Here is a 23,368-nt window from a genome sequence, read left to right as displayed (position 1 = left end):
CTCTTATCTACAATCACTTATTTACATAGTTGGGAATAAAAATGGCAGCAAAAGACGTATATTTTGGCGATGACGCTCGCAGCCGTATGGCCAGAGGCGTGAATATTTTGGCAAATGCGGTAAAAGTCACATTGGGCCCCAAAGGTCGCAATGCAATTCTGGATAAAAGCTTCGGCGCTCCAACCATTACTAAAGACGGTGTATCGGTTGCAAAAGAAATCGAATTAAAAGACAAATTCGAAAACATGGGCGCTCAAATGGTTAAAGAAGTCGCCTCTCACACTTCCGATGTCGCCGGAGACGGCACCACCACCGCGACGGTCTTGGCGCAATCCATCGTTAACGAAGGTTTGAAAGCGGTCGCCGCCGGCATGAATCCGATGGATCTGAAACGCGGCATTGATTTGGCGGTGGCCAAAGCCGTCGATGCGATCGTGGCTTCCGCTGCACCATGCACCGACAACAAAGCGATTGCTCAGGTCGGCACCATCTCGGCCAACTCGGACGAGTCTGTAGGGAAAATTATTGCTGAAGCCATGGAAAAAGTCGGCAAGGAAGGCGTGATCACCGTTGAAGAAGGCTCCGGCCTGGATAACCAACTGGACGTGGTAGAAGGCATGCAATTCGACCGCGGCTATCTGTCTCCTTATTTCATCAACAAACAGGACAGCATGAGCGTCGAACTGGACGATCCTCTGATCCTGATTTATGAGAAGAAAATCTCGAATATTCGCGAAATGTTGCCGGTCCTGGAAGCAGTCGCCAAATCGGGACGCCCTCTGCTAATCGTTGCCGAAGACGTGGAAGGCGAAGCTCTTGCCACTCTGGTTGTCAACACAATTCGCGGCATTGTGAAAGTAGCAGCGGTCAAGGCGCCCGGTTTCGGTGATCGCCGCAAAGCCATGCTGGAAGACATCGCCGTCCTGACCGGCGGCACCGTCATTGCGGAAGAAGTCGGCCTGACTCTGGAAAAAGCCGAGCTTTCTCAACTGGGCACAGCCAAACGGGTGCAAATTACCAAAGACAATACCACCATCATCGACGGCGCCGGCTCCGAAGATAAAATCAAAGGCCGAGTCGCGCAAATTCGCGCCCAGGCCGAAGAAGCCACTTCCGATTATGACAAGGAAAAATTGCAGGAACGCCTGGCCAAATTGGCAGGCGGCGTTGCCGTCATCAAAGTCGGCGCAGCGACTGAAATCGAAATGAAAGAAAAGAAGGCCCGTGTTGAAGATGCTCTGCATTCCACCCGCGCAGCCGTTGAAGAAGGCGTCGTAGCGGGCGGCGGTACCGCACTGGTTCGCGCCATCTCGGCACTGGAAAAACTGGAAGGCGCCAACCACGATCAAACCGTCGGCATTAATATTCTTCGCCGTGCGATTGAAGAACCTCTGCGTCAAATCGTTGCCAACGCCGGCGACGAGCCTTCCGTGGTCTTCAACGAAGTCAAGAAAGGGAGCGGCAGCTTTGGTTATAACGCGGCAACCGGTCAATACGGCGACATGATCGAAATGGGCATTCTGGACCCGGCCAAAGTAACCCGCACCGCGCTTCAAAACGCAGCGTCCGTTGCCGGCCTGATGCTGACCACTGAAGTCATGATAGCCGACGCTCCAGCCGATACCAAAGGCTCAGGCATGCCGGATATGGGCGGCATGGGCGGTATGGGAGGAATGGGCGGCATGGGCGGCATGATGTAAGTCGTCTTAAAGCCTCGTTTCTTTAAAACAAAAACCCGCTTGGTATATTACAGCCAAGCGGGTTTTTTATATTCGAAGAAGCCGAGATCTAACAATATAAATTTCTTCTCAGCTCCTGGCAAAGACAGGGGATTACCGAAGTCCAGTCGTCCTTTCGAAAATCCTTGCAAAGCAAATTGATCAAGCTTTTTAAGCAATGATATCGCTTTTCCTAATTCTCCTATTTGGTCTTCCCATTATGATAAATGGGACCATTACAAAGTTTTTTATTTGCTAATGACTTATTGAAAAACTGTTGACTTAGATGAGCCATTGATGATAATAAGAAGCATGGAAATTTCCTACTGGAATTCTATTGATTTGATCGGCGTTACCCTGAACCGGTTTTTTTGACACTCTCTTTCCGCAGCTATAATAAATCTCTTGTTTTTAGTTTTTATTCCAATCTTATCGATGCCAACAAGTAGGAATTTCAGCTTCATTATCCACTTTTCATATTGTCATACTTGAATTCTTTGCCTTTCCACTATCAAATACGCCGCAGTGAACGTGCAATTAAAACGAGAATAATCGTCGCACCGGGCAAAATTGAAGTAGTGGCTCCCCGCCATGTTTCCGAACATAAACTGCACCAATTTGTTTTATCGCAACAGCAATGGATTACCAATGCTTTAAAAAAATTGGAATCCAAAAAATCGCAATACAACAGATTATCTCCAGAAAGCTATCATCATGGAGTAAACATTCCTTATTTAGGAGTGTTTTATCCCCTTGTCGTTCGTCCGTCAAAATTAAAAAAGGTCAAAATCGAATTAGCGGATGAATTTATTGCATCGGTTCCCGAATACCTTTTAAACGAATCTTCCAGTCATGCGATTAGACAAGCCTTGACCGTCTGGATGAAGCAGCAATTAAAACTTCAAGTGGAATTAATAGTGCAGCAGCACGCGCCAAACAAAAATCTTTTTCCTCGCTCTATCTCCATAAAAAGCCAGAAAACACGGTGGGGAAGTTGCGGTATTCACAATGATATTAATATCAACTGGCTTCTTATTCTGGCTCCTCTTCCTGTTCTTGAGTACGTTGTCGTTCATGAACTTTGTCATATTCAATTTAGAAATCATTCGCACCATTTCTGGACTCTAGTTGCGCATCATCTGCCCGATTATCAAAATCAGAGATATTGGTTAAAACAATTTGGAAGCGCTTTGATGCATGGACTGTAGATGCTTTTCAAGTTTTGAAACCAATAATTGTAAGTGCTTCGCAAGAAGTCCGTTTGCGTTATGCTATTGAGTATTTGGATACAGCTAAGGAACATCATTTGGCACGGGTAGAGTTAATGGAAATTGAAAGTGATTGTCTACGGGCAGTCATAAAGAAGAGCTCTGATTGGCGTGAACGTGAGCGCGCCGAGACGGTTTTATTATTGGCCTCTGGAAAAACCGTTAAAGAAGTGGCCGAGCAACAGAATCTGTGTCGAGAAGCGGTTCGTATTCGGCGACGTAAATGGTTGAAGCGAGGCTTAGCCAGTTTACCGGATCAGCCCCGAAGCGGCGCCCCGACGAAACTGACCAATGAACATCGGCAACAATTAGGACAATGGGTTGAAGCCGAAGCTTTATCATCCCGAGAATTATTAACGCGCTTAGCAGAGCAATATCAAGTCCATATTGGACCGACGACCTTGCGAACTGAACTCAAACTCTTGGGCTACGTGTGGAAACGAACGCGCTATAGTTTAAAAAAAAAAGCGCGATCCCGAACGCTTCGAACAAGCCCAACACGAGATTAACGGATTGATCCGGCAAGCGAACGCGGGTGAAATTGAATTGGCTTACGTGGATGAGGCAGGATTCTCAGCACAACCTCCTAATCGCTCGGCCTGGACGAAAAGTGGTGAGACCCACGCCGTCACGGCAAAGCGGGGGCAACGTTTGAATGTCATTGGCGCTCTTTGATCTTCGGGAGCACTGATGCTGGCTAAATTGTGGAAAAGCGTAAACGGTTTGTGGTTCTTTGGTTTTTTGATGGGGCTGATTGAGCGAATAAAAAAACCGCTCGTAGTCATTTTGGATAATGCTTCGATTCATACTGCCAAAAAACTCAAGCCTTATTGGGACTTACTGGAAGAAAAAGGCATGCGTTTTTACTTTTTGCCCCCGTACAGTCCTGAGTTGAACCGCATTGAAATGCTATGGCGCAAAATGAAATACGAGTGGTTGCCTTTCAAATCGTTTACGCCATCTGAACTTGAGCAAGCTATTGATGAAATTACCGCTGGTTTTGGCGCTCAATACCAACTGACTTTCTGCTAAGAACTTATCTTGAGCTATATGAAATTCCAGGCATCGCTTCAATACCGGCAAAAACTGTATTGACTGACAAGTCAACATGGAAGCCGAATGCAAAATAAAGGCTCATCTAAGCGCCTTATGCTCTGAAATGACGACTTCATTGGCTGATGCAATTAGAAATAATTCCAGATTGAAAATCGATTAAGCGCGCTGTTATTTATTGAGCTTTTTTCCCACTTTCCGTTTTTTCACGAAAACCCGATTTTTGATTTTTTGACGCGCTTTTCAAAAAATTTAATTTTCAGTATCACATCTTAGAGAATAACAAACCCTATAAAATAAAAAACCCCCGCCTTCTTTCGAAAGCGGGGGTTTACCCAATTAGCCTTTTAACAAGTATTAGGCTAATTCACTCATTAGATGAATGTTGGGATTAATGGAGCGTCGATCGTTACGACTTGCTTGTTGCCATTTTCGTCGTGGAAGAACAGCAAACCAGCAAAACGGCTGTCTGGATCGTAGATCAAGTCAGCCAAACGATATACTTCCCAAGCTGCGTCAGATGCGTTTACTTGGATGGTTCTTGTTTGACCAGGAGCCAGTGGGCTGTTATCGCTAACAGTCAGACCTTCTGGAGCCAACAAGTCATCTGGGTAACCGGTGGTGTCTTCAGTTACGTTGGCATCCAGGAAACGAACGCCAGCAGTGTTGAATTCACCCAAACGGACTGCTGAATCACCGTTGTTGGTTACGGTCAGAGTCATGTTCATCGAACGGCCTGGTACACGATAGGTAGCATCGTCAACTTTCACGCTAACAGTCGGAGTTGGCATTTCGATTGGTTTCATGCCACGCAACAAGCCTGCTTGCAATGGAGTTGTTACAGGGTATTGTGAGTTGGTGCTTTGCATTGTGAATGCAACGATAGCGATTGAACCGGCAGCGAATGCCAGAGCAACTTTTTTATCGGTTCCAGTGATCAACGAATCACCTTTGCCAGCGTCAACAGCAATCATGCGAGGAACAAACATTGGCTTACGCATCCAGTAAACCATCCAAGCGACACCGATAGCATACCAGAAAGTATGCCAGAAATAGGTGTTGCTCAGGTTGTAAGTTTCCAGGTCGATTGTTTGACCGGTCAAAGTGGTGATTGGGTTGGTGAACGAGCTCATTGAACCGGTGATGGTTACCCATTTACCTGGACCAATGATTGGACCACCGCCTTCAACGTTCATCATAGTGTGAACGTGCCAGTCACCTGGACGACGTGCTTTCAACAATACTTTGAACTCATAAGTTTCGCCCAATTCCAGACTAACGGAACGAGGAACCAATTGACCACCGATCCAAGATCCAGCACGGATAAATACTGGTCCAGGAATACCAATGTTCAGGAATGCGCTTTCTGGTTTGTCAACAGTTTCAGGCCATCCTGCGAATACCAGGAATTTACCGGAAATTGTCATTGTATCGTTAACGGCCAATACTTCTTTTGACCAGTTAAGATCGTACCAGTGAATTGTACGCATACGCATGAATGCCGCTTGCGATTTTTCACCATGAGCTGATGCAGTTGGCGTGTAGAACATCGCTGCCGTAACAGTCAACAGCAGTGCGACAAAGGATAATTTTGCCACTTTGTCTTTTATCAATTTCATATATCCTCCTCTATTAATAGAGAATCTATAGTTTCTAGAGTATCCAGCAGTTTTATTTCTGCTAGTCATTATTTTTATTCAGATACAAACTCTTTCAACAAGCGACTAGGTTTGTTGAGTGAATGTTTGTTGTCCGAACCATCTTCCGAAGAAATGCCACAAGAAGTAGATAATGATACTCACGAAACCAGAGAAGAACGCAGATACTGGAGCAACGTCTTTACCGAAAGTTCTCAGTGTACCTTTTTCAACCATCCGGATGTACTCAGGGGTACCAGTTCTTACGTAGTGGTAACCTTGCAAGTCAGCCAGAGTCATTACCATGCCGTTGTATTCAACAGGCACGTGCAATGGAGCGATGACTGGCCAGTTGCCTGGATAGAACAGCAAACCGTAAGCCAAACCACCGATAACGGCAGTCAACTGCATGCTGTTAGACAACATCAGAATTACGTCCAGAACGATAGCGCCTGGAACGAATTGTGATGGGAATACAAAGTTAACTGGGAAGTAAGTCCATCCCCAGAAGTTGAAGTATCTGTTGACCCATTCGCCGAACAACAGGCCCAGAACGGCCAGTATTGCGCCGAATGGCAGACGGTAACGCCACCACAGAACTGCTTGAACAGCCGCTGGGAATGTAATACCAACGATAGGCAACACGGTTACCCAAAGACGACGGTCTTTCCAGTCTGTCCAGAAATCCCAGTCACCACCAGTCAACATGAAGTGAACGTGATAGCCACCGAGAATGGTGAAGAACAAAGCAAAACAGATTAGCCAATCGAACGTGCGAGAAACTTTAACTGCTTCCGCGCGTGAACGTACAGCTGATTGAGATGCGCTCATTAGCTTACCTCCTAAAGGATTTAAAATTATTTTTATTTACTATCTTTCTCTATGCTGTTTCGCCAACAACTTGGTGACGAAACAGCTAGGAGATAGTTATTACAAGCTCAGGCTAATATTAAGCCAGGTCTTTTTTCAGAAGTTTTGAAAGTGCCGAAACTTCGATGTTCAGTACACCCAATACACCCAAAGCAGCCCATCCGAAGAATACGAAGCCGTAGTGCAAAGGAGCAACGAACAACTCTTCCATAAACCAGAAAGTATGACCCCATTCGTTCAAACCAACGTTTGGCAGAATCATGAAAGGACCTACAATGGCAACCATGTAAGCAATGGAGTGACCTTGCTGATAGGTTGGCAGTCTGGTTTTAGCGTAAAGATAAGACGCACCACCGGTGATGATGTAGATAGGATAGCTCAGATAGAACTCGATAATGTGACTTGGAGTGAAGTCGGTATCGCGAACGATCGTTTGATGCCATGTACCATCTTGCTCTGTGAAGTAGCTAGCGCCGAAGTAAATTGCAACGCTGTAGCAAACCAGCCAGATCCAGTGCGTGAAGTGTCTTCTCAACTCTTCTCTTGGAGTGATCGACATAACTTTACGGTCACGAGTTTTCCAGATGTAGCCCCACAGAATACCTGCAGTCGATACTTCCAGAACGAACTCGATGTACAGGAAGTTCATCCAGTACGTTTCAAATTCTGGCGCGAATGAGTCAAGACCAGCGGACCAGCCATAAACACCTTCGTACCAGCGAACCCATGCATAAAACACGTTATACAGTGCTACGCCCAGGAACAGATTTCTTTTATTTAACAGCGGTGCTTCCGCAGCATCAGCTTTCACTGATTCAGTTGTAGCTGCCATTTCTACCTCCTAAAAATTATCAAATCCCCAGCCGACGTCGACCGGGAGTCTTTTTTTATTACTGATCCCTGTTCCCACTCTTCTTATTTAAAAAAATAATCGAATGCATCAAGTCAATTTGATGAAACCACAGTTTACCAGCTCGCACCCCCTTGTCAAGTCCAAAAATAGTCTTAAGCGGATTTTGGCAATAGGCCCCTTGCCACCCATAAAATCACATGCCTTTAAAACCATGATTTCTGTTACAATTGCCCCACCTGAACTATTCGATCAACCCCTGACATCCATGAAAAATTTTCTTAAAAAATACAGCCTGCTTGTACTGATTGTCGGACTTGGCCTGCTCATTTTCTTCCAGAACAAGGTGATCATGCCTCTGGTGAATGACGTGATCAAGTCAGACGCCTTTCTTGTCGACACCAAAGATCAAGGCAGCCAATTACCCATCTCCACAGAGCTGGGCGATATCGCTTTCATGCATTGCAACAACTATATCAAATCCGAGCTTGACTCCGACCAATCGGTTGAATTTGCCGAAAAACCTCTAAAAGTCTGGAGCCTCGGCAATTATCAATTTATGGTAAATGCCGAAATCACGATCGGCGACAAATCGGGCGGAGGCGGCACTGCTCAAAAATATCTGTGCCGCATTACCTATGATGAAGGCGAAAATCAGGAAGGAGCCATGGACTTTGACAATTGGACATTGGTCGGAATATCCGGCATCGAAGGGCTTTAAAAGATTCTTTATCCTTGAATCAAGCCAAACGGAGCCTGAGTTTACCCCTCCCATGGACGAAAACCAACGGCAGAAGCAATGCCGACAACCAACCCGGAAAAAGAAATTTTACAACGTGGCGGAGGAGTTCGATTTATTTATCGGAACCCTCCCTCCCTGCCGGCCACGCCCGTTAATTTCGTCATTGGCACGGCTCAGGTGAGTTTATTCAACCTCAGCGTATAACTCGAAATTCCGGAGAAGTTCCGAAGACCGGATGTAAATTCTCCAGAAAATACCTTACGTGACTACAATCGAATTGTGCAGGCAGAGTTTTCTAGAAGTCGATTTCCTTAAAAACGGCATCGGGTGACAAAGCCTCAATTCTGGCTATCTGAGTCAATTCAATCGACTGCCTTTCTCCGTTTTCGATCACCAGACACTCCTTCTTTTCGGCGGTAACCGACGTGTCGACCGCCACTCCCGTTACGACTCGACCGCCCTTCAATTTGATTTTTATCTGATACCGGTGCATGCAGGCTATTTCAATATAATCATGAAGCTCGCACGAAATGGGGGATTGGCTCATGACGCTCTCCTTTATTTCCAGATAGTAACAATATTACTGAAATCGTCGGTCCAAGGTTTCAAATCGAAATAAAGCGGCAACTTTTGCCACTCTCCCAGGTTACTGGTCCGCAAGGACTCCAACGTTTCCGGCTTGGCCGCCATCACCACCCAGTCCGTTGCCACGACGAGCGGAATATCGGTTGACGGCTTAAATTCCTGAATCAGCGCCGAAAGGCCCAGCCGCTTGGCATGATCCGACAATACTTTTTTCAAAGCCAAATGCCGGTTAGTGATATGCAGCGCCAGTATGCCGTTCGGCTTCAGCTTCTTGAAGTAAAGCCGAATGGCTTCCTGCGTCAGCAAATGGATGGGGATCGAATCGGAGCTGAAAGCATCCACAATATAGAGATCGAATTTTTGATCGGGTTCCTTTTCCAGAGACAGCCGGGCATCGCCGACGACCATGTTGACCTTCGGATTGCACTGGCTGATGTAGCTGAAATAAGCCGGATTCTCGGCAATCTCCACCACCAGCGGATCCAGCTCGTAAAACGTCCAGTTTTGCCCTTCCTTGGCATAGCAGGCCAGGGTTCCCGCCCCCAGGCCGATAATGCCGACGGTCCAATTCCGGTCGCTGTTATCGAACACGCTGAACAGTTGTCCGATAGGACCCGGACGGCTGAAATAAGTCAACGGAGTACGCGACACGTCGGCCGCCAGGCGCTGAGCCCCGTGCTTGGTCGTTCCGTGGAAAAACTCGTGATATTTTTCCGGCCGGTTTTGCTCGTTGATCAAAACGCTTTCCCGTACCGACAGCACGCCAAAAAAAGTGCGTTCCTGATAGAGCGTATTGGACAAGAGCCCATGCAGGGCCATCGTGAAAAAAATGAGAATGCCGCTCAACAAAGCCAGCGTTAAAGGCTTGGCCCGAAAAGAATAAGACAAACCGGCCAGCAAGATCAAACCGACGCCGATCGTATCCAGGTAATCCGGCAAATTGTCGATGCCGGCATAAATCGCCATCCCCATCACCAGCAACACCGCCGGGAAGATCGCTTGCCGCAACCAGCCCAGTTTACCGGACTCGACAGACGACTTCAGTCCGGGACGCAGCAACAGCGCCGCAACGATCATGATAGGATATTCATAGACGCCGTTAAATACGAAAGGCGCCACAAACGTATTGAACATGCCGCCGAGCATGCCCGCAAACGACATGATGAGATAAAAAGTCGTCAAGTAGCGGGTATGGGGGCGAAGCCGGGCCAACTCGCCGTGACACACCATCACGGCAATGAAAAACGCCGTAAGATGCAGCCCCAAATCAACCCAGTAAGGAAGTACCGCCGGATTGATGAACGAATAGGCGATGAACGGCAGCAACACCATCGGCTGCAAGGAGACCATAACCGGATGAATGCGATCGCCCCACTTGGAAAAAACCAGAATGAACGACAACAAATACAAGGTTAACGGGATAATCCACAACAAAGGCACGGAGGCAATGTCGGTACTGATAAAATTGGTCAGTCCCAGCAGCAGGCTCGAAGGGACGAAAGCCAGCGCCAGCCAGTGCAACTTGGTGACCGGCTGCAACGTGATGTCTTCGAGAACACTTTCCTCGGTTGCCGCTTCTTTTTGCTGCGATTTCCACAAGACAAAAGCACAGCCCGCCACCAGCACGCCCAGCAGAACATAACCGATGCTCCAGTATTGTTGCTGCTCGGCCAAGCCGACATGAGGCTCCAGCAAAAACGGATAGCTGAGCAGAGCAATCAAACTGCCGGCATTGCTGGCTGCGTACAGATAATAAGGGTCGTGACTGGTATGGTGGCCGACGCCGGCGAACCATTTCTGCATCAGCGGCGCAGTCGTCGAGACCACAAAAAAAGGCAGCCCGATCGAAAGCAAAAGCGTCCACAAGAGCCATAGCGTCGGATTGCTGTCGGTGGGCGGCGAGACCTGTTCCGGCAAGCCCACGGGCAAGGCAACAAGACTGACCAATATAACCCCGGCGTGGAGCAAAACCTGACGATGGTGGCTTTGCGTAGTGGAAAGGCCATGGGCGTACAAATAGCCAAGAAACAGAATGCTTTGGTAGAAAACCATGCAGGTATTCCAGACGGAAGGCGACCCTCCGAGGAGGGGCAGCAGCAATTTTCCGAACATGGGCTGCAGGACAAACATCAGCGATGCGCTGATAAATAGAGTCACCGCAAACAACAGGATGAGTGAGAAGCTGCGGTCGGTATTTGATTGTGAATGCTGGCTCATTATTTAATCAGGGCGCTCTCTGAGCTTGTTATTTTTTAAAAAAGCGCTAATGATAAACCATTTGAGCGGGAATGGTTCATCGGAAAATTGCTTCGCCAGAAAAACCGGTTTATTTTGGCAAAAAATCGCCGAATCGTTGGCGCACGGACAATGCTCAATAAACATGCTGCTTGGCCGGCGCGCCGGCCTGCTCCTGCACGAGCCTGGGCACAAGATAGCCGGGCAATCTGTTCTGCACCTGTCGGAGAATCGCCAGAGCCTCCGTCCTGGATACTTCAAAGTGCCCGGTTCCCCTGGCTTTATCCAGTAAATGCAGGTAATAAGGAATAACGCCGACACCAAACAAACGCTCGCTCAATTCGCACAGCGCATCGGCACTGTCGTTCACGCCTTTTAACAGCACCGATTGATTGAGCACAGTGATGCCGCTCCCGTTTAAAATGCGGCAAGCGGCCGCGACGCGGTCATTGATTTCTCTCGCATGATTGCAGTGGATTACCAGAATGATCTGCTTACCGCTTTCAACAAGCAAACCTACCAACTTTTCGGTAATGCGGGACGGCAGCACCACGGGCAAACGGCTGTGTATCCTGATCCGCCGCAAATGACCGACGGCCGACAACTCCCGAATAAGGCTGCCTAACCTCGCATCATTCAGAAGCAACGGATCACCGCCGCTCAGGATGACTTCCGTAATGGAGGAATCCTCCCGAATCGACTGCACGGCGGCAAACTCCCGCTGTTTGCTCAGTTGAAAGTCGCCGTAAGGAAAATTGCGCCGAAAACAATAGCGGCAGTGGATTGCGCAACTGCCGGTATTAATCATCAGCATCCGGCCGTGGTATTTATGCAGAACGCCGGACTCCGTCGCCGCCTGAAGATCCCCTACCGGGTCGTCGCTATAATTCGGATAGAACGTCAGCTCATCCCGTACCGGTAAAATCTGCCGCAACAAAGGGTCGTTCGGGTTGCCTTTTTCCATGCAGTCGGCAAAATTCAGCGGAACCCGCAAAGGAAAATCCTTTGCAGCGGCCACCGATACCGGCAACTGGTCCATCGGCAAATCCAGATAAGCACACAACTCTTCAAGAGAACCGATCGCTTCGGCAAGCTGCTGCTGCCAATTTTTTTGATAATGCCGTATTTCGGCTGGAATTTCTGACATGAATTAACTTATTTAATTTATCTCGATACAGGCCTCTATTATAATGGTAAGATTTTACATTGTTTTTAAGAGTCTCGAGGAGAAAATGGCTAGTTTTAGCACCAATGAATTCAGAGCCGGGTTAAAAGTCATGCTGGACAACGACCCTTGCGCCATCATCGAAAATGAATTTGTCAAACCCGGAAAAGGCCAGGCGTTTAACCGGGTCAAGATCAGAAACCTGAAAACCGGTCGAGTCATAGAAAGAACCTTTAAATCGGGAGAATCTCTCGAAGGCGCCGACGTGGTGGACGTAGAGATGCAATATCTTTACAACGACGGCTCGTTCAGGCATTTCATGAAACCCGATACGTTCGAACAGTACCAGGCCGATGAAAAGTCGGTCGGCGAAGCGGCCAAATGGCTCAAAGACCAGGACATGTGCACGGTTACTTTATGGAACGACGTCCCCCTGGCGGTATCTCCGTCCAACTTTGTCGAGCTGGCCATCACTGAAACCGATCCCGGCGTGCGCGGAGACACTTCCGGCGGCGGCGGCAAGCCGGCTACTCTGGAAACAGGCGCCGTGGTTCGAGTGCCTTTGTTCGTGCAGACGGGCGAAGTGATCAAAGTCGACACCCGAACCGGCGAGTACGTTTCGCGCGTAAAAGAATAGTGTCGACCGAATGGCAGCCGACCTGCTCCGTGGAACTGATGCGCGCAAGAGCGCACATGCTCCGGTCGATTCGTAATTATTTTCTGGAACACTCGGTTCTGGAGGTGGAAACGCCTCTGCTCGGTCGGGCCATCGGCACCGATCCACAACTGGCCTACTTCAGCACCGAGTTCAATTGGGCTCCGCAACGGCAAACCCTTTTTCTTCAGACTTCGCCTGAATTTGCGATGAAGCGGCTGCTGGCCGCGGGCAGCGGCTCGATTTATCAGATAGGCAAATCGTTCAGAAACGGCGAATCGGGGCGGTTTCATAATCCGGAATTTACCCTGCTGGAATGGTACCGCGTCGGCTTTGACCTGTCCCGTTTGATGGATGATTGCGAGGCGCTCATTCAAAACCTGTTCAAGGAACGGCGTCCGTTGCAGGCGACGCTGAGAATAAGCTATCAGGAAGTGTTTCAGCGCCATACTGGTTTGAATCCGCTGCGGTTTGCCTACGAGGATTACTGCGCTTACGCCCGGGATAATGCCCTCGGCGAGGCGGTGGACATTTGCGGCCACGACCACTCTCTCTGGCTGGATTTTTTGTTCAGCCATAAAGTTCAGCCTCATCTCGGCAAGAACGCATTATGCATGGTCTATGGTTACCCTGCCTGCCAATCGTCCCTGGCGCGCCTGAATGAACACAAACCTCAAACGACCGATCGGGTCGAACTGTTCATCGATGGCGTGGAATTGGGGAACGGTTATTACGAATTAAGCCATGCGGAAGAACAAGAGCGGCGGTTCAATGAAGAATTGACGATCAGAAGCGAAAGACAACTCCCTGCCGCGGTAAAAGATACCCGGCTTATTGCGGCTCTGGCGGCAGGATTGCCCGATTGCTCGGGAATGGCCATCGGCCTGGACCGGCTGCTGATGGTATTGTTACAGAAACCTTCGATCGACGAAGTGCTCTGCTTTCCGATCGATCGGGCTTAAGCTGTTTGAATATTTTCCATGTTATAATCAAAAAGATTATAAATTTACGATCTTTTTTTCGACGACCACATGAAATTAAATTCCTTTTCTCGCCTGCTTTTTCTGTGCCTGCTGATGGCCCAGGCCGCTAAAGCCGATGAAGAGTTTATAGTCAAGGATATTCAGGTCAAAGGTTTACAGCGTATTTCATTAGGCACGGTTTACAACTACCTGCCGGTCAACGTAGGCGATACATTTTCTCTGGACAATGCCGCTCCGGCCATTAAAGCCCTATTCAAAACCGGTTTCTTCAAGGACATTTCGCTGGAACGGGAAGGCTCCACGCTTATCGTCAACGTCGTGGAGCGTCCTTCCATTGCAAAAATCATATTCGAAGGCAACAAGGACTTAAGCAAGGAAGATTTGACGAAGGCTTTGGATTCGATCGGTTTGTCGGAAGGCAAAGTCTTCAACCGACAGGTGCTCGATAAAGTCGAGCAGGAATTAAACCGCCAATATCTCAGCCACGGCAAATACGCCTTAAAGATTAAAACCGAAGTTACCCCGCTGACTCGCAACCGGGTCGGAATCCATATTCAGATTTCCGAGGGCAGGGTCACCAAGATCAAACAGATCAATATCGTCGGCAACAAGGCATTCGACGACAAAACCTTGCTGGGCGCGCTGCAATTAAGCACGACCAATTTGTTGTCCTTCTATACCAAGGACGATCAATATTCCAAACAAAAGTTGTCGGCCGACCTGGAATCTCTGCGCTCCTACTATCTCGACCGGGGATATATCAATTTCTCGATCGAATCCACTCAGGTTGCGATCACCCCGGACAAAAAGGACATCTATGTCACCATCAACGTCAAGGAAGGCGACATTTATTCGCTGGAAAAAGTAAAACTGGCAGGCAATCTCATCGTTAAGCCGGAAGAACTGATCAAACTGGTCAGCGTCGGCCCCGGCGAGATTTTTTCCAGAAAAAATGCGACGGAAACCTCGAAAGCCATTGCCGAGCGTTTAGGCGACGAAGGTTATACCTTCGCCAACGTCAATATGGTGCCGGAAATCAACGAAGCCAAGAAAACGGTCGACATGACCTTCTTCGTCGATCCGGGCAAACGCGCTTATGTCCACCGCATCAATATGAAAGGCAATACCAAAACACGGGATGAAGTCTTACGCAGGGAAATGCGGCAAATGGAAGCAAGCTGGGCCTCCAGCTCCAAGATTGAACGCTCGAAAACTCGTCTTGAGCGCCTGGGCTATTTTGAAGAGGTCAATGTCGAAACTCCCCAGGTCGTCGGCACGGCCGATCAAATTGACGTCAATTACAAAGTGACCGAAAAGGCCTCGGGCAATCTGTCGGCGGGTATCGGATATTCCCAGGTGCAGGGCGTCGTATTGAATGCCAACATTACCCAGGACAACGTCTTCGGCTCGGGAAAACGGGTCAGCCTTGTGTTCAACAACAGCAGTTACCTTACTTCTTATCAATTCGGCTTCTTTAATCCCTATTACACCGTCGACGGGGTCAGTCAAGGATATAACCTGGGTTACACCAGTCGGGATGCCGGTCAGGTCAATATCGCCAGTTACTCCACCGACGTTTATAATGCCGGTATTAATTTTGGCATTCCACTCAATGAATTTGATCAATTGCGCTTCGATGCCGACGTCAAGCAAACTACTCTGAGAGATACCGACAACTCGTACATAGAAATTAAGGATTTTGTCCAGCAATACGGCGATTCGTTTTTAACCTTCGCTCCTTCCATAGGATGGACTCACGATACGTTAAACCGTGCACTCTTCCCGACCAAAGGCGGCCAGCAGCGGCTATCCGCTTTAGCCACCATCCCCGGGAGCGATCTGGAATACTATAAATTAAGCTATAAGCACCAGGTTTACTTTCCACTGGCCAAGGATTTCACCTTCAGGCTGCAGGGAGAATTCGCTTACGGAGACGGTTACGGCGACACGAACGGGCTACCGTTTTTTGAAAATTACTTTGCCGGCGGCACCGGCTCCGTAAGGGGATACAAGAACTACACACTAGGTCCCAGAGCTCATATCCTCGTCAACGGCGTACCCGTTGCGAGCAACCCCATCGGAGGCTCGACAAAAGTCATCGGCAATGCCGAAATGTTTTTCCCGGTTCCTTTCTTTTCAGAAACCAAATCGATCCGGTTGGGGGCGTTTTTTGATGCGGGGACCGTCAGCGACGGCTTCAGTGTCAGTGATCTCAGGTATTCCACCGGAGTTTCCGGTGAATGGCTTTCGCCATTCGGCGCCTTATCCGTGAGCGCCGCCCTGCCGTTAAATGCGAAATCCGGAACGGCTACCGAGCCGGGCGACCAAAAACAATTTTTCCAATTCAACTTCGGCCAGAATTTCTAGTAGAAGTTGTTTTGGATTAGAATGCTTATCCCCTATAATCTACAAGATTATCAGTAATATATAATTTAACTTTAACTCTGGAGATGAAATTGACAATGAAAACAAAAATTGCCTTATTTTTAGGATTGTTGCTGATCGCAAACGTGAGCTTTGCCGAATTAAAGGTCGGCGTCGTCAACATGCCCACCATTCTCAAAGAGACTCCTCAAACGGAAAAAGCCCTTAAACGTTTGGAACAGGAATTTTCTCCCAGAAAAAAGCAATTGGATACGCAACTGAATGAAATCAAGAGCCTGGACGAAAAATTGAGCAGAGATGCGTCCATCATGAGCGACTCGGAACGCGGAAGCCTGGAAAAAAAGATACTCAACAAGAAAAGAGATTTCGAAAGAACGAAAGAGGAAACCAGTTACGACTTTAATGCCCGCCGTAACGAAGAACTCGGCAAATTGCAGCGCCGTATCGTTGAAGCTATTCAGGCGATCGCCAAGGAGCAAAATTTCGACTTGATATTAATTGACGGAGTTATTTTTGCCAGCGACAAGATAGACATCACGGCTCAGGTTCAGAAAAAACTGTCAAGCATGCCGGAATAAGCCGGCCGCCTGGCGGTCCTTTTTCACTCATCACTCTTACGTAGCACCGTTTATCCATGTCCGTTAAACTAGATATTTTACAAATACAAGATTTTTTGCCGCACCGGTATCCGTTTTTATTGGTTGACAAGGTGATAGAGTGCGAACCAGGAATCAGGCTGTTAGGCGTTAAAAACGTGACTTACAACGAACCTTTTTTCCAAGGGCATTTTCCGCAAAGACCGGTCATGCCCGGCGTCCTCATTCTAGAAGCCCTGGCACAAACGACCGGCCTGTTGGCTTCGGAAACGTCACCCGACGTGTTGCGCGGCATGATCTATTATTTGGTCGGCATCGATAAAGCGAAGTTCAAAAGACCGGTCGTTCCGGGTGATCAATTAATGCTGGAAGCTAAATTCCTTAAGAGCAAACGCAACATCTGGGCTTTTGATTGCTGCGCGGAAGTGGACGGCGAATTTGTGGCAAGCGCGGAAATCCGATGCGCTGCGGTGGTGGATTAGCCTTGATCGATCCAACCGCAATAATCGATAAAAAGGCCGAACTTGCCGATGACGTTGTCATCGGCCCTTATTCCGTGATTGGTCCCGACGTCAGAATCGACTCGGGCACGGTAATCGGGTCGCATGTCGTGATCAAAGGCCCCACGGCAATAGGCAAACACAACCGCATCTATCAGTTCACCTCGATCGGAGAAGATCCTCAGGATAAAAAATATGCGTCCGAAATTACCCGACTGGAAATAGGAGACCGCAATACCATCCGGGAATTCGCCACGATGCACAGAGGAACGCAGCAAGATCATAGCGTGACTCATATTGGCAACGACAACCTGTTTATGGCTTATACGCACGTGGCCCACGATTGCATTATCGGAGACCACGTCATCATGGCGAACGGCGCCTCCCTGGCCGGCCACGTCTGTTTGAACAGCCATGCCATTCTGGGCGGTTTTACCCTGGTGCATCAGTTTACAAAAATCGGCCAGTACAGCTTTGCCGCGATGGGCAGCGCGATAACGCAGGATGTCCCTCCGTTCATCATGGTCGGAGGCAAGCCGACCAAACCGCACGGCATCAATTCGGTCGGCATGGAACGCAACGGCATCTCGTCCGAAGACATTCGATTGATCAGAAAGGCTTACAAAATCATTTACAAGATGAATCTCAGACTGGAAGACGCGATAGATCAAATGGAAGAGTTGGCCGGCGACAGCAAGGAGCTGTCTCTGATGGTTGATTTTTTGCGCAACGTGAGCCGCGGCATTTTGCGTTAGCGATCGGCTAACCGCTGAAGCCCTGACTCAAGCAATCACTGGCTTAATAGACAGAATGCCAACTTTATCCCTTTTACGGCAAGGTTTGGTCGCCGGCGTCGATGAAGCGGGCCGCGGACCTTTGGCAGGACCGGTCGTTGCCGCGGCCGTCATTCTGGATCCGGCCAGACCGATCGCCGGCCTGGCTGATTCAAAACTAATCAGCGAAAAAAAACGCCAGACCCTTTTCCATGCCATCCAGGAGCGCTCTGTGGCTTGGTCGGTAGCTGAATCGAACGTCGAGGAAATAGATCGCCTCAATATCCTGCAGGCCACCCTACTGGCTATGCAACGGGCTGTCCATCGATTACCCGTCGTACCCGACTGCGTATTGATTGACGGCAATGCACTGCCTGTACTGCCGATGCCAACCCAAGCCATCGTGCGGGGAGATCGAACCGTCCCGGAAATCAGCGCGGCCTCCATCGTAGCCAAGGTCTATCGGGATGAACTCATGCGTGCTTACAGCAACATCTATCCCGACTTTTCATTTCAGATTCATAAAGGTTACGGAACCCAAAAACATCTAGCCGAAATTGAAAAATTCGGACCTGTGGCCGTGCATCGAAAGTCTTTTAGACCTGTAAAAGAGATACTCGAAAACAATAACTCTTGAAACTTATAATGCCATAACGCAGTCAGTAGATTCTATGACATATCTCTCCGACTCATAGGCCCAATCAAGATTACCTCGCATCCAGGATCGCAATACTCCCACAAATTTTTGTAGCTGAGCATCTATTTCAGGTGAAAAGGATGGCAATTTCTTCTCTAGCTCAAGAAATTCCCTAATTTCCGAATTAGTCATTTCAGTCGCCAAATTAATGGCTTTCTGTAGAGAATGCTGTGAAGACAACAATGTTGCGACCAAATTATGAACATCATGATGCCTGGATTCCTTAGCAAACGAAATAATATCGTTCGACCAGCACACAACATTATTGGCCTTTAATGCCAAGCGCTGAAGTACATCATTTTTACGGATATGCAACGGTAAATCTATGTTTTCAGTAATATCGATCAGCTCAATATCGGTATATAAGCCCCCGGTGTATGGCCGCATTAAAATATAAGTTTTCGTATCGGGAACAATGCCAAATGCCCGATTCTGAGCTTCCCATTCTGTGGAATCGAAATATTCGATTGCACTATAAATAAATCTCCCCCACCACGCCGGAGTTACTTTACTCATTAGGCGGTTACGTATATCATATAACGCATGGGCTAAAGGCGAACTGTTTTGCTTCGGTGATCGTCCGTTAAGTATCTCGATATAGTCTGCATGTACGTGGGAGAGAAGAATTGGATCTTTACCCAAGCCGGATTCATCACATTGATCATCTCGAATGAATAGCCAAGTATTCCAGTCAGATACTATTTTAAGCTCTTCAAGAGGTGCATTCGGATAGGCGCGAGCCAGTAACCAGCCGAATTTAGATTTCCTTACAAGATCAAAGTTATCTTCGTGCGGAACTAAACCGAATTTTTTTATCCAAGACAAGGTATGATTATTGACGATTTCAGCATACGGGTTAACAGCGCTTGGGATAGGACAATGGATTTTAGGAAAGTTGATCATATAACTGCATCCCAGGGTTAATTATAAAATTGATACGGAATTTTTATTGTTATTGCGGACAGTTTTCATGCCCGAGCAAGAGAAATCTTTTACTTCTAATAGATCAACCATGGTCGGCAGGAGGATCCGGCTATGATTTTCGAAAAAGGGAAGCCTAGCCTCTAGTAAAACACAAGGTTTTACGGTACAATTTTTCTTCGCCATAAATTCCAGAATAACATCCTTTAAAAATTTGATCGGCTCATACTGACAATTCGTCCGTATATAGGCGGCTTGGATGCCCTGTCTCGTAACATCAAACCTGGTTGTTCAAATTCACTCCCTAAGCTTAGTGTATTTTTAATTCGTCATACGTTCTCACGTCAGTAAATATTAGCGTATTCATGCCTTATACTCTTCATCTCATATTTACCAAATTTTCCGTCATGCCCGGAAACAAAGGCATGTTTTGACCTTTCGAATAAAAACGCCAACGTCCGCGCCCCGCTTTTTTAGCCTGATACATGGCGGTATCGACGTTGGCCATTAGAGCCTCCACATTCTCGCCGTGCCAAGGCATCAGAGCGATGCCGATACTGGCCGATATGCGGTACTCTCTATCGCCAAACCGGAATTGCCGTTCCGATAGCCGTTCATTCAGAGACTGGGCAAAAGATTCGGCGCCTACCTGACCCGTTGCCGGCATCAATACAGCAAATTCGTCTCCTCCTAACCGAGCAACAAGATCGGATTTACGTGATCTTGATTGCAACTCGTCGGCCAGATAGACCAATAAGGCATCGCCCGCGGCATGACCGCTGCTGTCATTAACTTCCTTGAAATAATCCAGATCGAGCAGAAGCAGCGCTGTCGGTATGCCGCTGCGGTTCGATTCGGCAAAACTGCGCTCCAGCTCTTCCTGAAAGCGCAGGCGGTTAGCCAGACCGGTCAATGGGTCGTGGTGAGCCAGCCAGCGACTGCGGGTTTCGGCTTGTATGCGGTCGGTGGCATCCATACCGACCGACAGCACGGTTACGTCATCCTTATGCCCATGACCTAGATGGGTATGAACCCATAGAATATGACGCTTTTCGCCATCCACGCCGATGACGGTCGCTTCATGCTCCAAACGATGAAGGGAGGAAGAAAACAGATTTTCCCTGTTTTTTTCGAAATGCTCTCTACCCGAATCCTGTTCGATGAGATCAATAAAAGGAGTACCTTGAAGATTATTGAAAGAACGCCCAAGAAGGTGAGACATGAAATTATTGACAGTATGGATTCTGCCGGAAGCGGTCTGGGTAAGTATCATGACCTGAGCACTATCCAATAGGCCCTGAATAAAATCCCTTTCAGATGCCAGGGCCATTTGACTCTCTTCGATTTGCTGAGCTAATTTAACGGAAGTCTCATACAGAATGTCGATTTCATCCCGGCTTCGGTCCAGGCGGCTACGAGGATTTAACTGCCGGCAAGCTTCATGATAGCCTCCTTGCGCTACCAAAGGCAGCGTATCCGCCAAATGCTTGAGCCGTAACAACGGATGCCGTATGAGCATTAACAAGAAAAGCTCGGCAAAGATCAATGCGCCGCCCATCAACAGCAGACCATCCTGCTTGTATTGCTGTAAAGCCGAGGTGATTGCGCTTACATCGGAAATAAATAAAATATATCCGTTTGCGCCATCCATGATTTTGTTGAGCGGCACGCCGTGCAAGCTGTAATTCTTTTCTTTCCATGGCAACCATAGATCGCTAGGGATATCCAGAGGCGTTGCATAACGTTCGGAAAGATGTTCAATAATCGGTTTTAGCTCTTGACCGTGGGTCAATGCCGCCGTTTGTAGGGACCAGCGCGGCAAAACCTTGCCGGACGCATCGGTCACCGGCACTAGAATGGCGACATCGGCACTTGTGGCGGTTGAAAATTCCAATACCAGATCCGCTATTCGCTGGCTAAGAGAAATAAAGCCGACATTCCGGCCTGCTGCCAGCAAAGGCATGAATACATCGAGACTGCAGTGAGGATCGCAAGAAAGGGCGACAGTCGGCTGCTCGGTTTCCCGAACCCGTTTCAATTTATCAGCCAATTGTTGCGTGGTAACCGGCTTACTCGACTCCGGCGACCATTCCCATTGAATATTACCCTCCGGGTCAAAAACCATCACATGGTCAACGTCGAGTTCATAACGAACACTGGCGAATTGTTGTTTCAAAAGATCGGAATTGGCAGATCCGCCATTCGGATCGATACGCCCGGTCAATTTGCCGAGCGAGGCGAGCACGACGCCCAAACGCTGCAAACGGTTGACCGAATGATCGATCAGACCTTTGAACTCTGCCTGCAGGGCCGCTTGAGTTGCCGCGTGCTGAGACTGAGATTGAACCTTGAGATACCAGTAATTCAAGGTTCCGAATGCGGCACTTAAAGTGAGCAGCAATAAACTCAGAGATAACAGCCCCTTGTGATGCAGACTGTTAAAACGAAGTATTCTGTTTTTTTTAGAACCGTCGTTAACCACCATGCAAACTCTCAGAATCGAAAGGACAGCATTGTAGTAAATAAATTCCAATCGGCAGGACCGCCGCCGCCACTGTTTAGATCGGGATTATCGGTGGTATTAAGCCAAGCCGTACCGTTAACATAGTGATAATCCGCAGCCAGCAAAAAATTGCGCGCAAATTCCCAGCGCACTCCGACAGTCAGGTCACGCGCGTAAAAACGATGACGCGGCAGCCCTGTCAGAGCCGAGGCTCGATCGCCATCCCGGTCATCCCGATTGACATGAAAAACATCATAGCGCAGTATTCCCGAAATATCCGGTGTAAACCGATATTCACCCTGCACATAGAAATTTTCGGAAGTGCTTTGCTGAACAAACGGTGTAAAACCAGTACGCTGAAGACCAATCCAGCCATATTCGGCCGTCAGTGACCAGTGCTCTGCATTGTACTGTCCAGAAAATAATGGATAGGTTACTTTAACGTTGCCAGAAGGCATGGTAGGCGATGTGGAATTATAGTCTCGATCCAGATCGACTACAGTAGCCATTAAGCGCCCTTGTCCGCCTTTCCATTCATAAGAGGCTCTTCCTAACAAATATGCTCGACCGCTCATATTTTTCCCTACTGCATCAGGAAGTCCAGTCAGAAACGCGGCGGTGCCGCCCGTATCATCCTGAGGCTCTGCCGCCAAAAATTCCAATCCGAACCTGTGATCTCCGTAGGTATATCGTCCGTATAATATGCCTCCATCGGCCGCAATCTGGGCTTGCCGTATAGCGAGTGTATCTAAATAGATCGATTGAGGCAAAAGTACGGTTGGCCGCGTCCATACCACGTCTCGAGTGTCGTTATAGAGACCGAAAGGAACTTTCACACGACCGGCACGAACACCCAGCACCGCTGCCGAATCAAGCACAGGTACGCTGTAATCGATCTGCGCGAAATCAAGACGAGCTCCCTGCGTATCTGATGCGCCGGTACTTCGATAAAGCCCTTGCGCCGACACTAAAAGATTGGGCGTCAGTTTAACTGATCCGTTAATGCCCAGTTCGGTAAAATCGAAACTTCCATCCCTACTGGAGCCAAAAACCTGATAATCCGTAGTGTAATTGAACCCCTGGCTTAAGAAACCGTGTACCTGCCAATCCCCATTGTGCCACTCAAGAGCCAAAGCTTCGAAAGCTACCCCAAAAGATATGATTGCAACCAGGATCTTTTGAGTTATTTTGTATTGGCAAAAAACCTGAAGTATCACTTTCACTCAAATTCT

General features: G+C 48.2%; 21 protein-coding genes. 12 read left to right on the top strand and 9 right to left on the bottom strand.

What is annotated here, in order from left to right; translation table 11 throughout:
* Positions 1 to 41 precede the first annotated feature (41 nt).
* The 4 genes from groL to A3OW_RS26090 all read left to right on the top strand — a co-directional run bounded on the left by groL (position 42) and on the right by A3OW_RS26090 (position 4,018).
* Positions 42 to 1,700 (top strand): chaperonin GroEL, encoded by a 1,659-nt coding sequence (groL, locus tag A3OW_RS0118185; RefSeq protein ID WP_026223715.1) that lies wholly within the window; start codon positions 42 to 44, stop codon positions 1,698 to 1,700.
* A gap of 506 nt (positions 1,701 to 2,206) precedes the next feature.
* On the top strand, positions 2,207 to 2,926 hold the full coding sequence (locus A3OW_RS0118175) for a M48 family metallopeptidase (RefSeq protein WP_026223714.1): 720 nt from the start codon (positions 2,207 to 2,209) through the stop codon (positions 2,924 to 2,926).
* Complete coding sequence (locus tag A3OW_RS27330) at positions 2,884 to 3,495, top strand: helix-turn-helix domain-containing protein (protein WP_232422404.1); 612 nt, start codon at positions 2,884 to 2,886, stop codon at positions 3,493 to 3,495. Before A3OW_RS0118175 ends, A3OW_RS27330 begins: the two co-directional genes overlap by 43 nt.
* A gap of 181 nt (positions 3,496 to 3,676) precedes the next feature.
* Positions 3,677 to 4,018 (top strand): transposase, encoded by a 342-nt coding sequence (locus A3OW_RS26090; protein WP_020564883.1) that lies wholly within the window; start codon positions 3,677 to 3,679, stop codon positions 4,016 to 4,018.
* 395 nt (positions 4,019 to 4,413) lie between these two features.
* Here the strand turns inward: A3OW_RS26090 and amoB are convergent, their stop codons facing one another.
* The 3 genes from amoB to amoC form a co-directional block, all read right to left on the bottom strand.
* Positions 4,414 to 5,658 carry a bacterial ammonia monooxygenase, subunit AmoB gene (gene amoB / locus A3OW_RS0118165; protein ID WP_020564882.1) on the bottom strand — a complete coding sequence of 415 codons (1,245 nt, stop codon included), beginning with the start codon at positions 5,656 to 5,658 and terminating at the stop codon, positions 4,414 to 4,416.
* Positions 5,659 to 5,763: 105 nt separating this feature from the next.
* Positions 5,764 to 6,507, bottom strand: a complete 744-nt coding sequence (gene amoA, locus A3OW_RS0118160) for a bacterial ammonia monooxygenase, subunit AmoA (RefSeq protein WP_020564881.1) — start codon at positions 6,505 to 6,507, stop codon at positions 5,764 to 5,766.
* 118 nt (positions 6,508 to 6,625) lie between these two features.
* A complete protein-coding gene (gene amoC, locus A3OW_RS0118155) occupies positions 6,626 to 7,378 on the bottom strand; it encodes a bacterial ammonia monooxygenase, subunit AmoC (protein WP_020564880.1) in 753 nt (250 codons plus the stop codon).
* A 121-nt stretch (positions 7,379 to 7,499) separates the two neighbouring features.
* On the opposite strand from amoC, the gene A3OW_RS0118150 reads away from it, so the two are divergent.
* Positions 7,500 to 8,117 carry a hypothetical protein gene (locus A3OW_RS0118150; RefSeq protein ID WP_232422403.1) on the top strand — a complete coding sequence of 206 codons (618 nt, stop codon included), beginning with the start codon at positions 7,500 to 7,502 and terminating at the stop codon, positions 8,115 to 8,117.
* A 316-nt stretch (positions 8,118 to 8,433) separates the two neighbouring features.
* Here the strand turns inward: A3OW_RS0118150 and A3OW_RS0118145 are convergent, their stop codons facing one another.
* The 3 genes from A3OW_RS0118145 to epmB form a co-directional block, all read right to left on the bottom strand.
* Positions 8,434 to 8,685 (bottom strand): Rho-binding antiterminator, encoded by a 252-nt coding sequence (locus A3OW_RS0118145; protein ID WP_020564878.1) that lies wholly within the window; start codon positions 8,683 to 8,685, stop codon positions 8,434 to 8,436.
* Between the two features lie 11 nt (positions 8,686 to 8,696).
* Positions 8,697 to 10,940 carry a spermidine synthase gene (locus A3OW_RS0118140; RefSeq protein ID WP_020564877.1) on the bottom strand — a complete coding sequence of 748 codons (2,244 nt, stop codon included), beginning with the start codon at positions 10,938 to 10,940 and terminating at the stop codon, positions 8,697 to 8,699.
* A gap of 154 nt (positions 10,941 to 11,094) precedes the next feature.
* Complete coding sequence (gene epmB / locus A3OW_RS0118130; protein WP_020564875.1) at positions 11,095 to 12,105, bottom strand: EF-P beta-lysylation protein EpmB; 1,011 nt, start codon at positions 12,103 to 12,105, stop codon at positions 11,095 to 11,097.
* Between the two features lie 85 nt (positions 12,106 to 12,190).
* Here epmB and efp point away from each other — a divergent pair, with 85 nt between their 5' ends.
* The 7 genes from efp to rnhB all read left to right on the top strand — a co-directional run bounded on the left by efp (position 12,191) and on the right by rnhB (position 18,652).
* Positions 12,191 to 12,760 (top strand): elongation factor P, encoded by a 570-nt coding sequence (gene efp / locus A3OW_RS0118125; RefSeq protein WP_026223713.1) that lies wholly within the window; start codon positions 12,191 to 12,193, stop codon positions 12,758 to 12,760.
* Positions 12,760 to 13,740: an EF-P lysine aminoacylase EpmA gene (gene epmA, locus A3OW_RS0118120; RefSeq protein WP_020564873.1), complete on the top strand. Its 981-nt coding sequence runs from the start codon at positions 12,760 to 12,762 to the stop codon at positions 13,738 to 13,740. The genes efp and epmA overlap by 1 nt, the downstream gene beginning before the upstream one ends.
* A 69-nt stretch (positions 13,741 to 13,809) precedes the next feature.
* The gene (bamA, locus tag A3OW_RS0118115; RefSeq protein WP_020564872.1) at positions 13,810 to 16,128 is read left to right on the top strand and encodes an outer membrane protein assembly factor BamA; all 2,319 of its coding nucleotides are present in this window, start codon (positions 13,810 to 13,812) and stop codon (positions 16,126 to 16,128) included.
* Between the two features lie 95 nt (positions 16,129 to 16,223).
* Entirely contained in the window at positions 16,224 to 16,724 is a 501-nt protein-coding gene (locus A3OW_RS0118110; RefSeq protein ID WP_020564871.1) for an OmpH family outer membrane protein, read from the top strand.
* 56 nt (positions 16,725 to 16,780) lie between these two features.
* Positions 16,781 to 17,224, top strand: coding sequence for a 3-hydroxyacyl-ACP dehydratase FabZ (gene fabZ / locus A3OW_RS0118105; RefSeq protein ID WP_020564870.1), 444 nt, complete (start codon positions 16,781 to 16,783; stop codon positions 17,222 to 17,224).
* 2 nt (positions 17,225 to 17,226) lie between these two features.
* A complete protein-coding gene (lpxA, locus tag A3OW_RS0118100) occupies positions 17,227 to 17,997 on the top strand; it encodes an acyl-ACP--UDP-N-acetylglucosamine O-acyltransferase (RefSeq protein WP_020564869.1) in 771 nt (256 codons plus the stop codon).
* 85 nt (positions 17,998 to 18,082) lie between these two features.
* Entirely contained in the window at positions 18,083 to 18,652 is a 570-nt protein-coding gene (rnhB, locus tag A3OW_RS0118095) for a ribonuclease HII (protein WP_020564868.1), read from the top strand.
* 3 nt (positions 18,653 to 18,655) lie between these two features.
* Here the strand turns inward: rnhB and A3OW_RS0118090 are convergent, their stop codons facing one another.
* The 3 genes from A3OW_RS0118090 to A3OW_RS0118080 form a co-directional block, all read right to left on the bottom strand.
* Complete coding sequence (locus tag A3OW_RS0118090; RefSeq protein WP_020564867.1) at positions 18,656 to 19,615, bottom strand: terpene synthase family protein; 960 nt, start codon at positions 19,613 to 19,615, stop codon at positions 18,656 to 18,658.
* A 397-nt stretch (positions 19,616 to 20,012) separates the two neighbouring features.
* A complete protein-coding gene (locus A3OW_RS0118085) occupies positions 20,013 to 22,166 on the bottom strand; it encodes a diguanylate cyclase domain-containing protein (RefSeq protein WP_232422402.1) in 2,154 nt (717 codons plus the stop codon).
* Entirely contained in the window at positions 22,127 to 23,359 is a 1,233-nt protein-coding gene (locus A3OW_RS0118080; RefSeq protein ID WP_020564865.1) for a hypothetical protein, read from the bottom strand. The genes A3OW_RS0118085 and A3OW_RS0118080 overlap by 40 nt, the downstream gene beginning before the upstream one ends.
* Positions 23,360 to 23,368 lie beyond the last annotated feature (9 nt).

The organism is Methylosarcina fibrata AML-C10 (assembly GCF_000372865.1).
GTDB classification, from domain to species: Bacteria; Pseudomonadota; Gammaproteobacteria; order Methylococcales; family Methylomonadaceae; genus Methylosarcina; species Methylosarcina fibrata.
This window is presented reverse-complemented; position numbering and strand designations above follow the sequence as displayed.

What these genes read in the sequence shown, in the direction of transcription:
- groL (WP_026223715.1), top strand. Translation starts at nt 42, where the DNA reads ATGGCAGCAAAAGACGTATATTTTGGCGATGACGCTCGCAGCCGTATG.
- A3OW_RS26090 (WP_020564883.1), top strand. Translation starts at nt 3,677, where the DNA reads ATGCTGGCTAAATTGTGGAAAAGCGTAAACGGTTTGTGGTTCTTTGGT.
- amoB (WP_020564882.1), bottom strand. Translation starts at nt 5,658, where the DNA reads ATGAAATTGATAAAAGACAAAGTGGCAAAATTATCCTTTGTCGCACTG.
- amoA (WP_020564881.1), bottom strand. Translation starts at nt 6,507, where the DNA reads ATGAGCGCATCTCAATCAGCTGTACGTTCACGCGCGGAAGCAGTTAAA.
- amoC (WP_020564880.1), bottom strand. Translation starts at nt 7,378, where the DNA reads ATGGCAGCTACAACTGAATCAGTGAAAGCTGATGCTGCGGAAGCACCG.
- A3OW_RS0118150 (WP_232422403.1), top strand. Translation starts at nt 7,500, where the DNA reads ATGAAACCACAGTTTACCAGCTCGCACCCCCTTGTCAAGTCCAAAAAT.
- A3OW_RS0118145 (WP_020564878.1), bottom strand. Translation starts at nt 8,685, where the DNA reads ATGAGCCAATCCCCCATTTCGTGCGAGCTTCATGATTATATTGAAATA.
- A3OW_RS0118140 (WP_020564877.1), bottom strand. Translation starts at nt 10,940, where the DNA reads ATGAGCCAGCATTCACAATCAAATACCGACCGCAGCTTCTCACTCATC.
- epmB (WP_020564875.1), bottom strand. Translation starts at nt 12,105, where the DNA reads ATGTCAGAAATTCCAGCCGAAATACGGCATTATCAAAAAAATTGGCAG.
- efp (WP_026223713.1), top strand. Translation starts at nt 12,191, where the DNA reads ATGGCTAGTTTTAGCACCAATGAATTCAGAGCCGGGTTAAAAGTCATG.
- bamA (WP_020564872.1), top strand. Translation starts at nt 13,810, where the DNA reads ATGAAATTAAATTCCTTTTCTCGCCTGCTTTTTCTGTGCCTGCTGATG.
- A3OW_RS0118110 (WP_020564871.1), top strand. Translation starts at nt 16,224, where the DNA reads ATGAAAACAAAAATTGCCTTATTTTTAGGATTGTTGCTGATCGCAAAC.
- fabZ (WP_020564870.1), top strand. Translation starts at nt 16,781, where the DNA reads ATGTCCGTTAAACTAGATATTTTACAAATACAAGATTTTTTGCCGCAC.
- A3OW_RS0118090 (WP_020564867.1), bottom strand. Translation starts at nt 19,615, where the DNA reads ATGATCAACTTTCCTAAAATCCATTGTCCTATCCCAAGCGCTGTTAAC.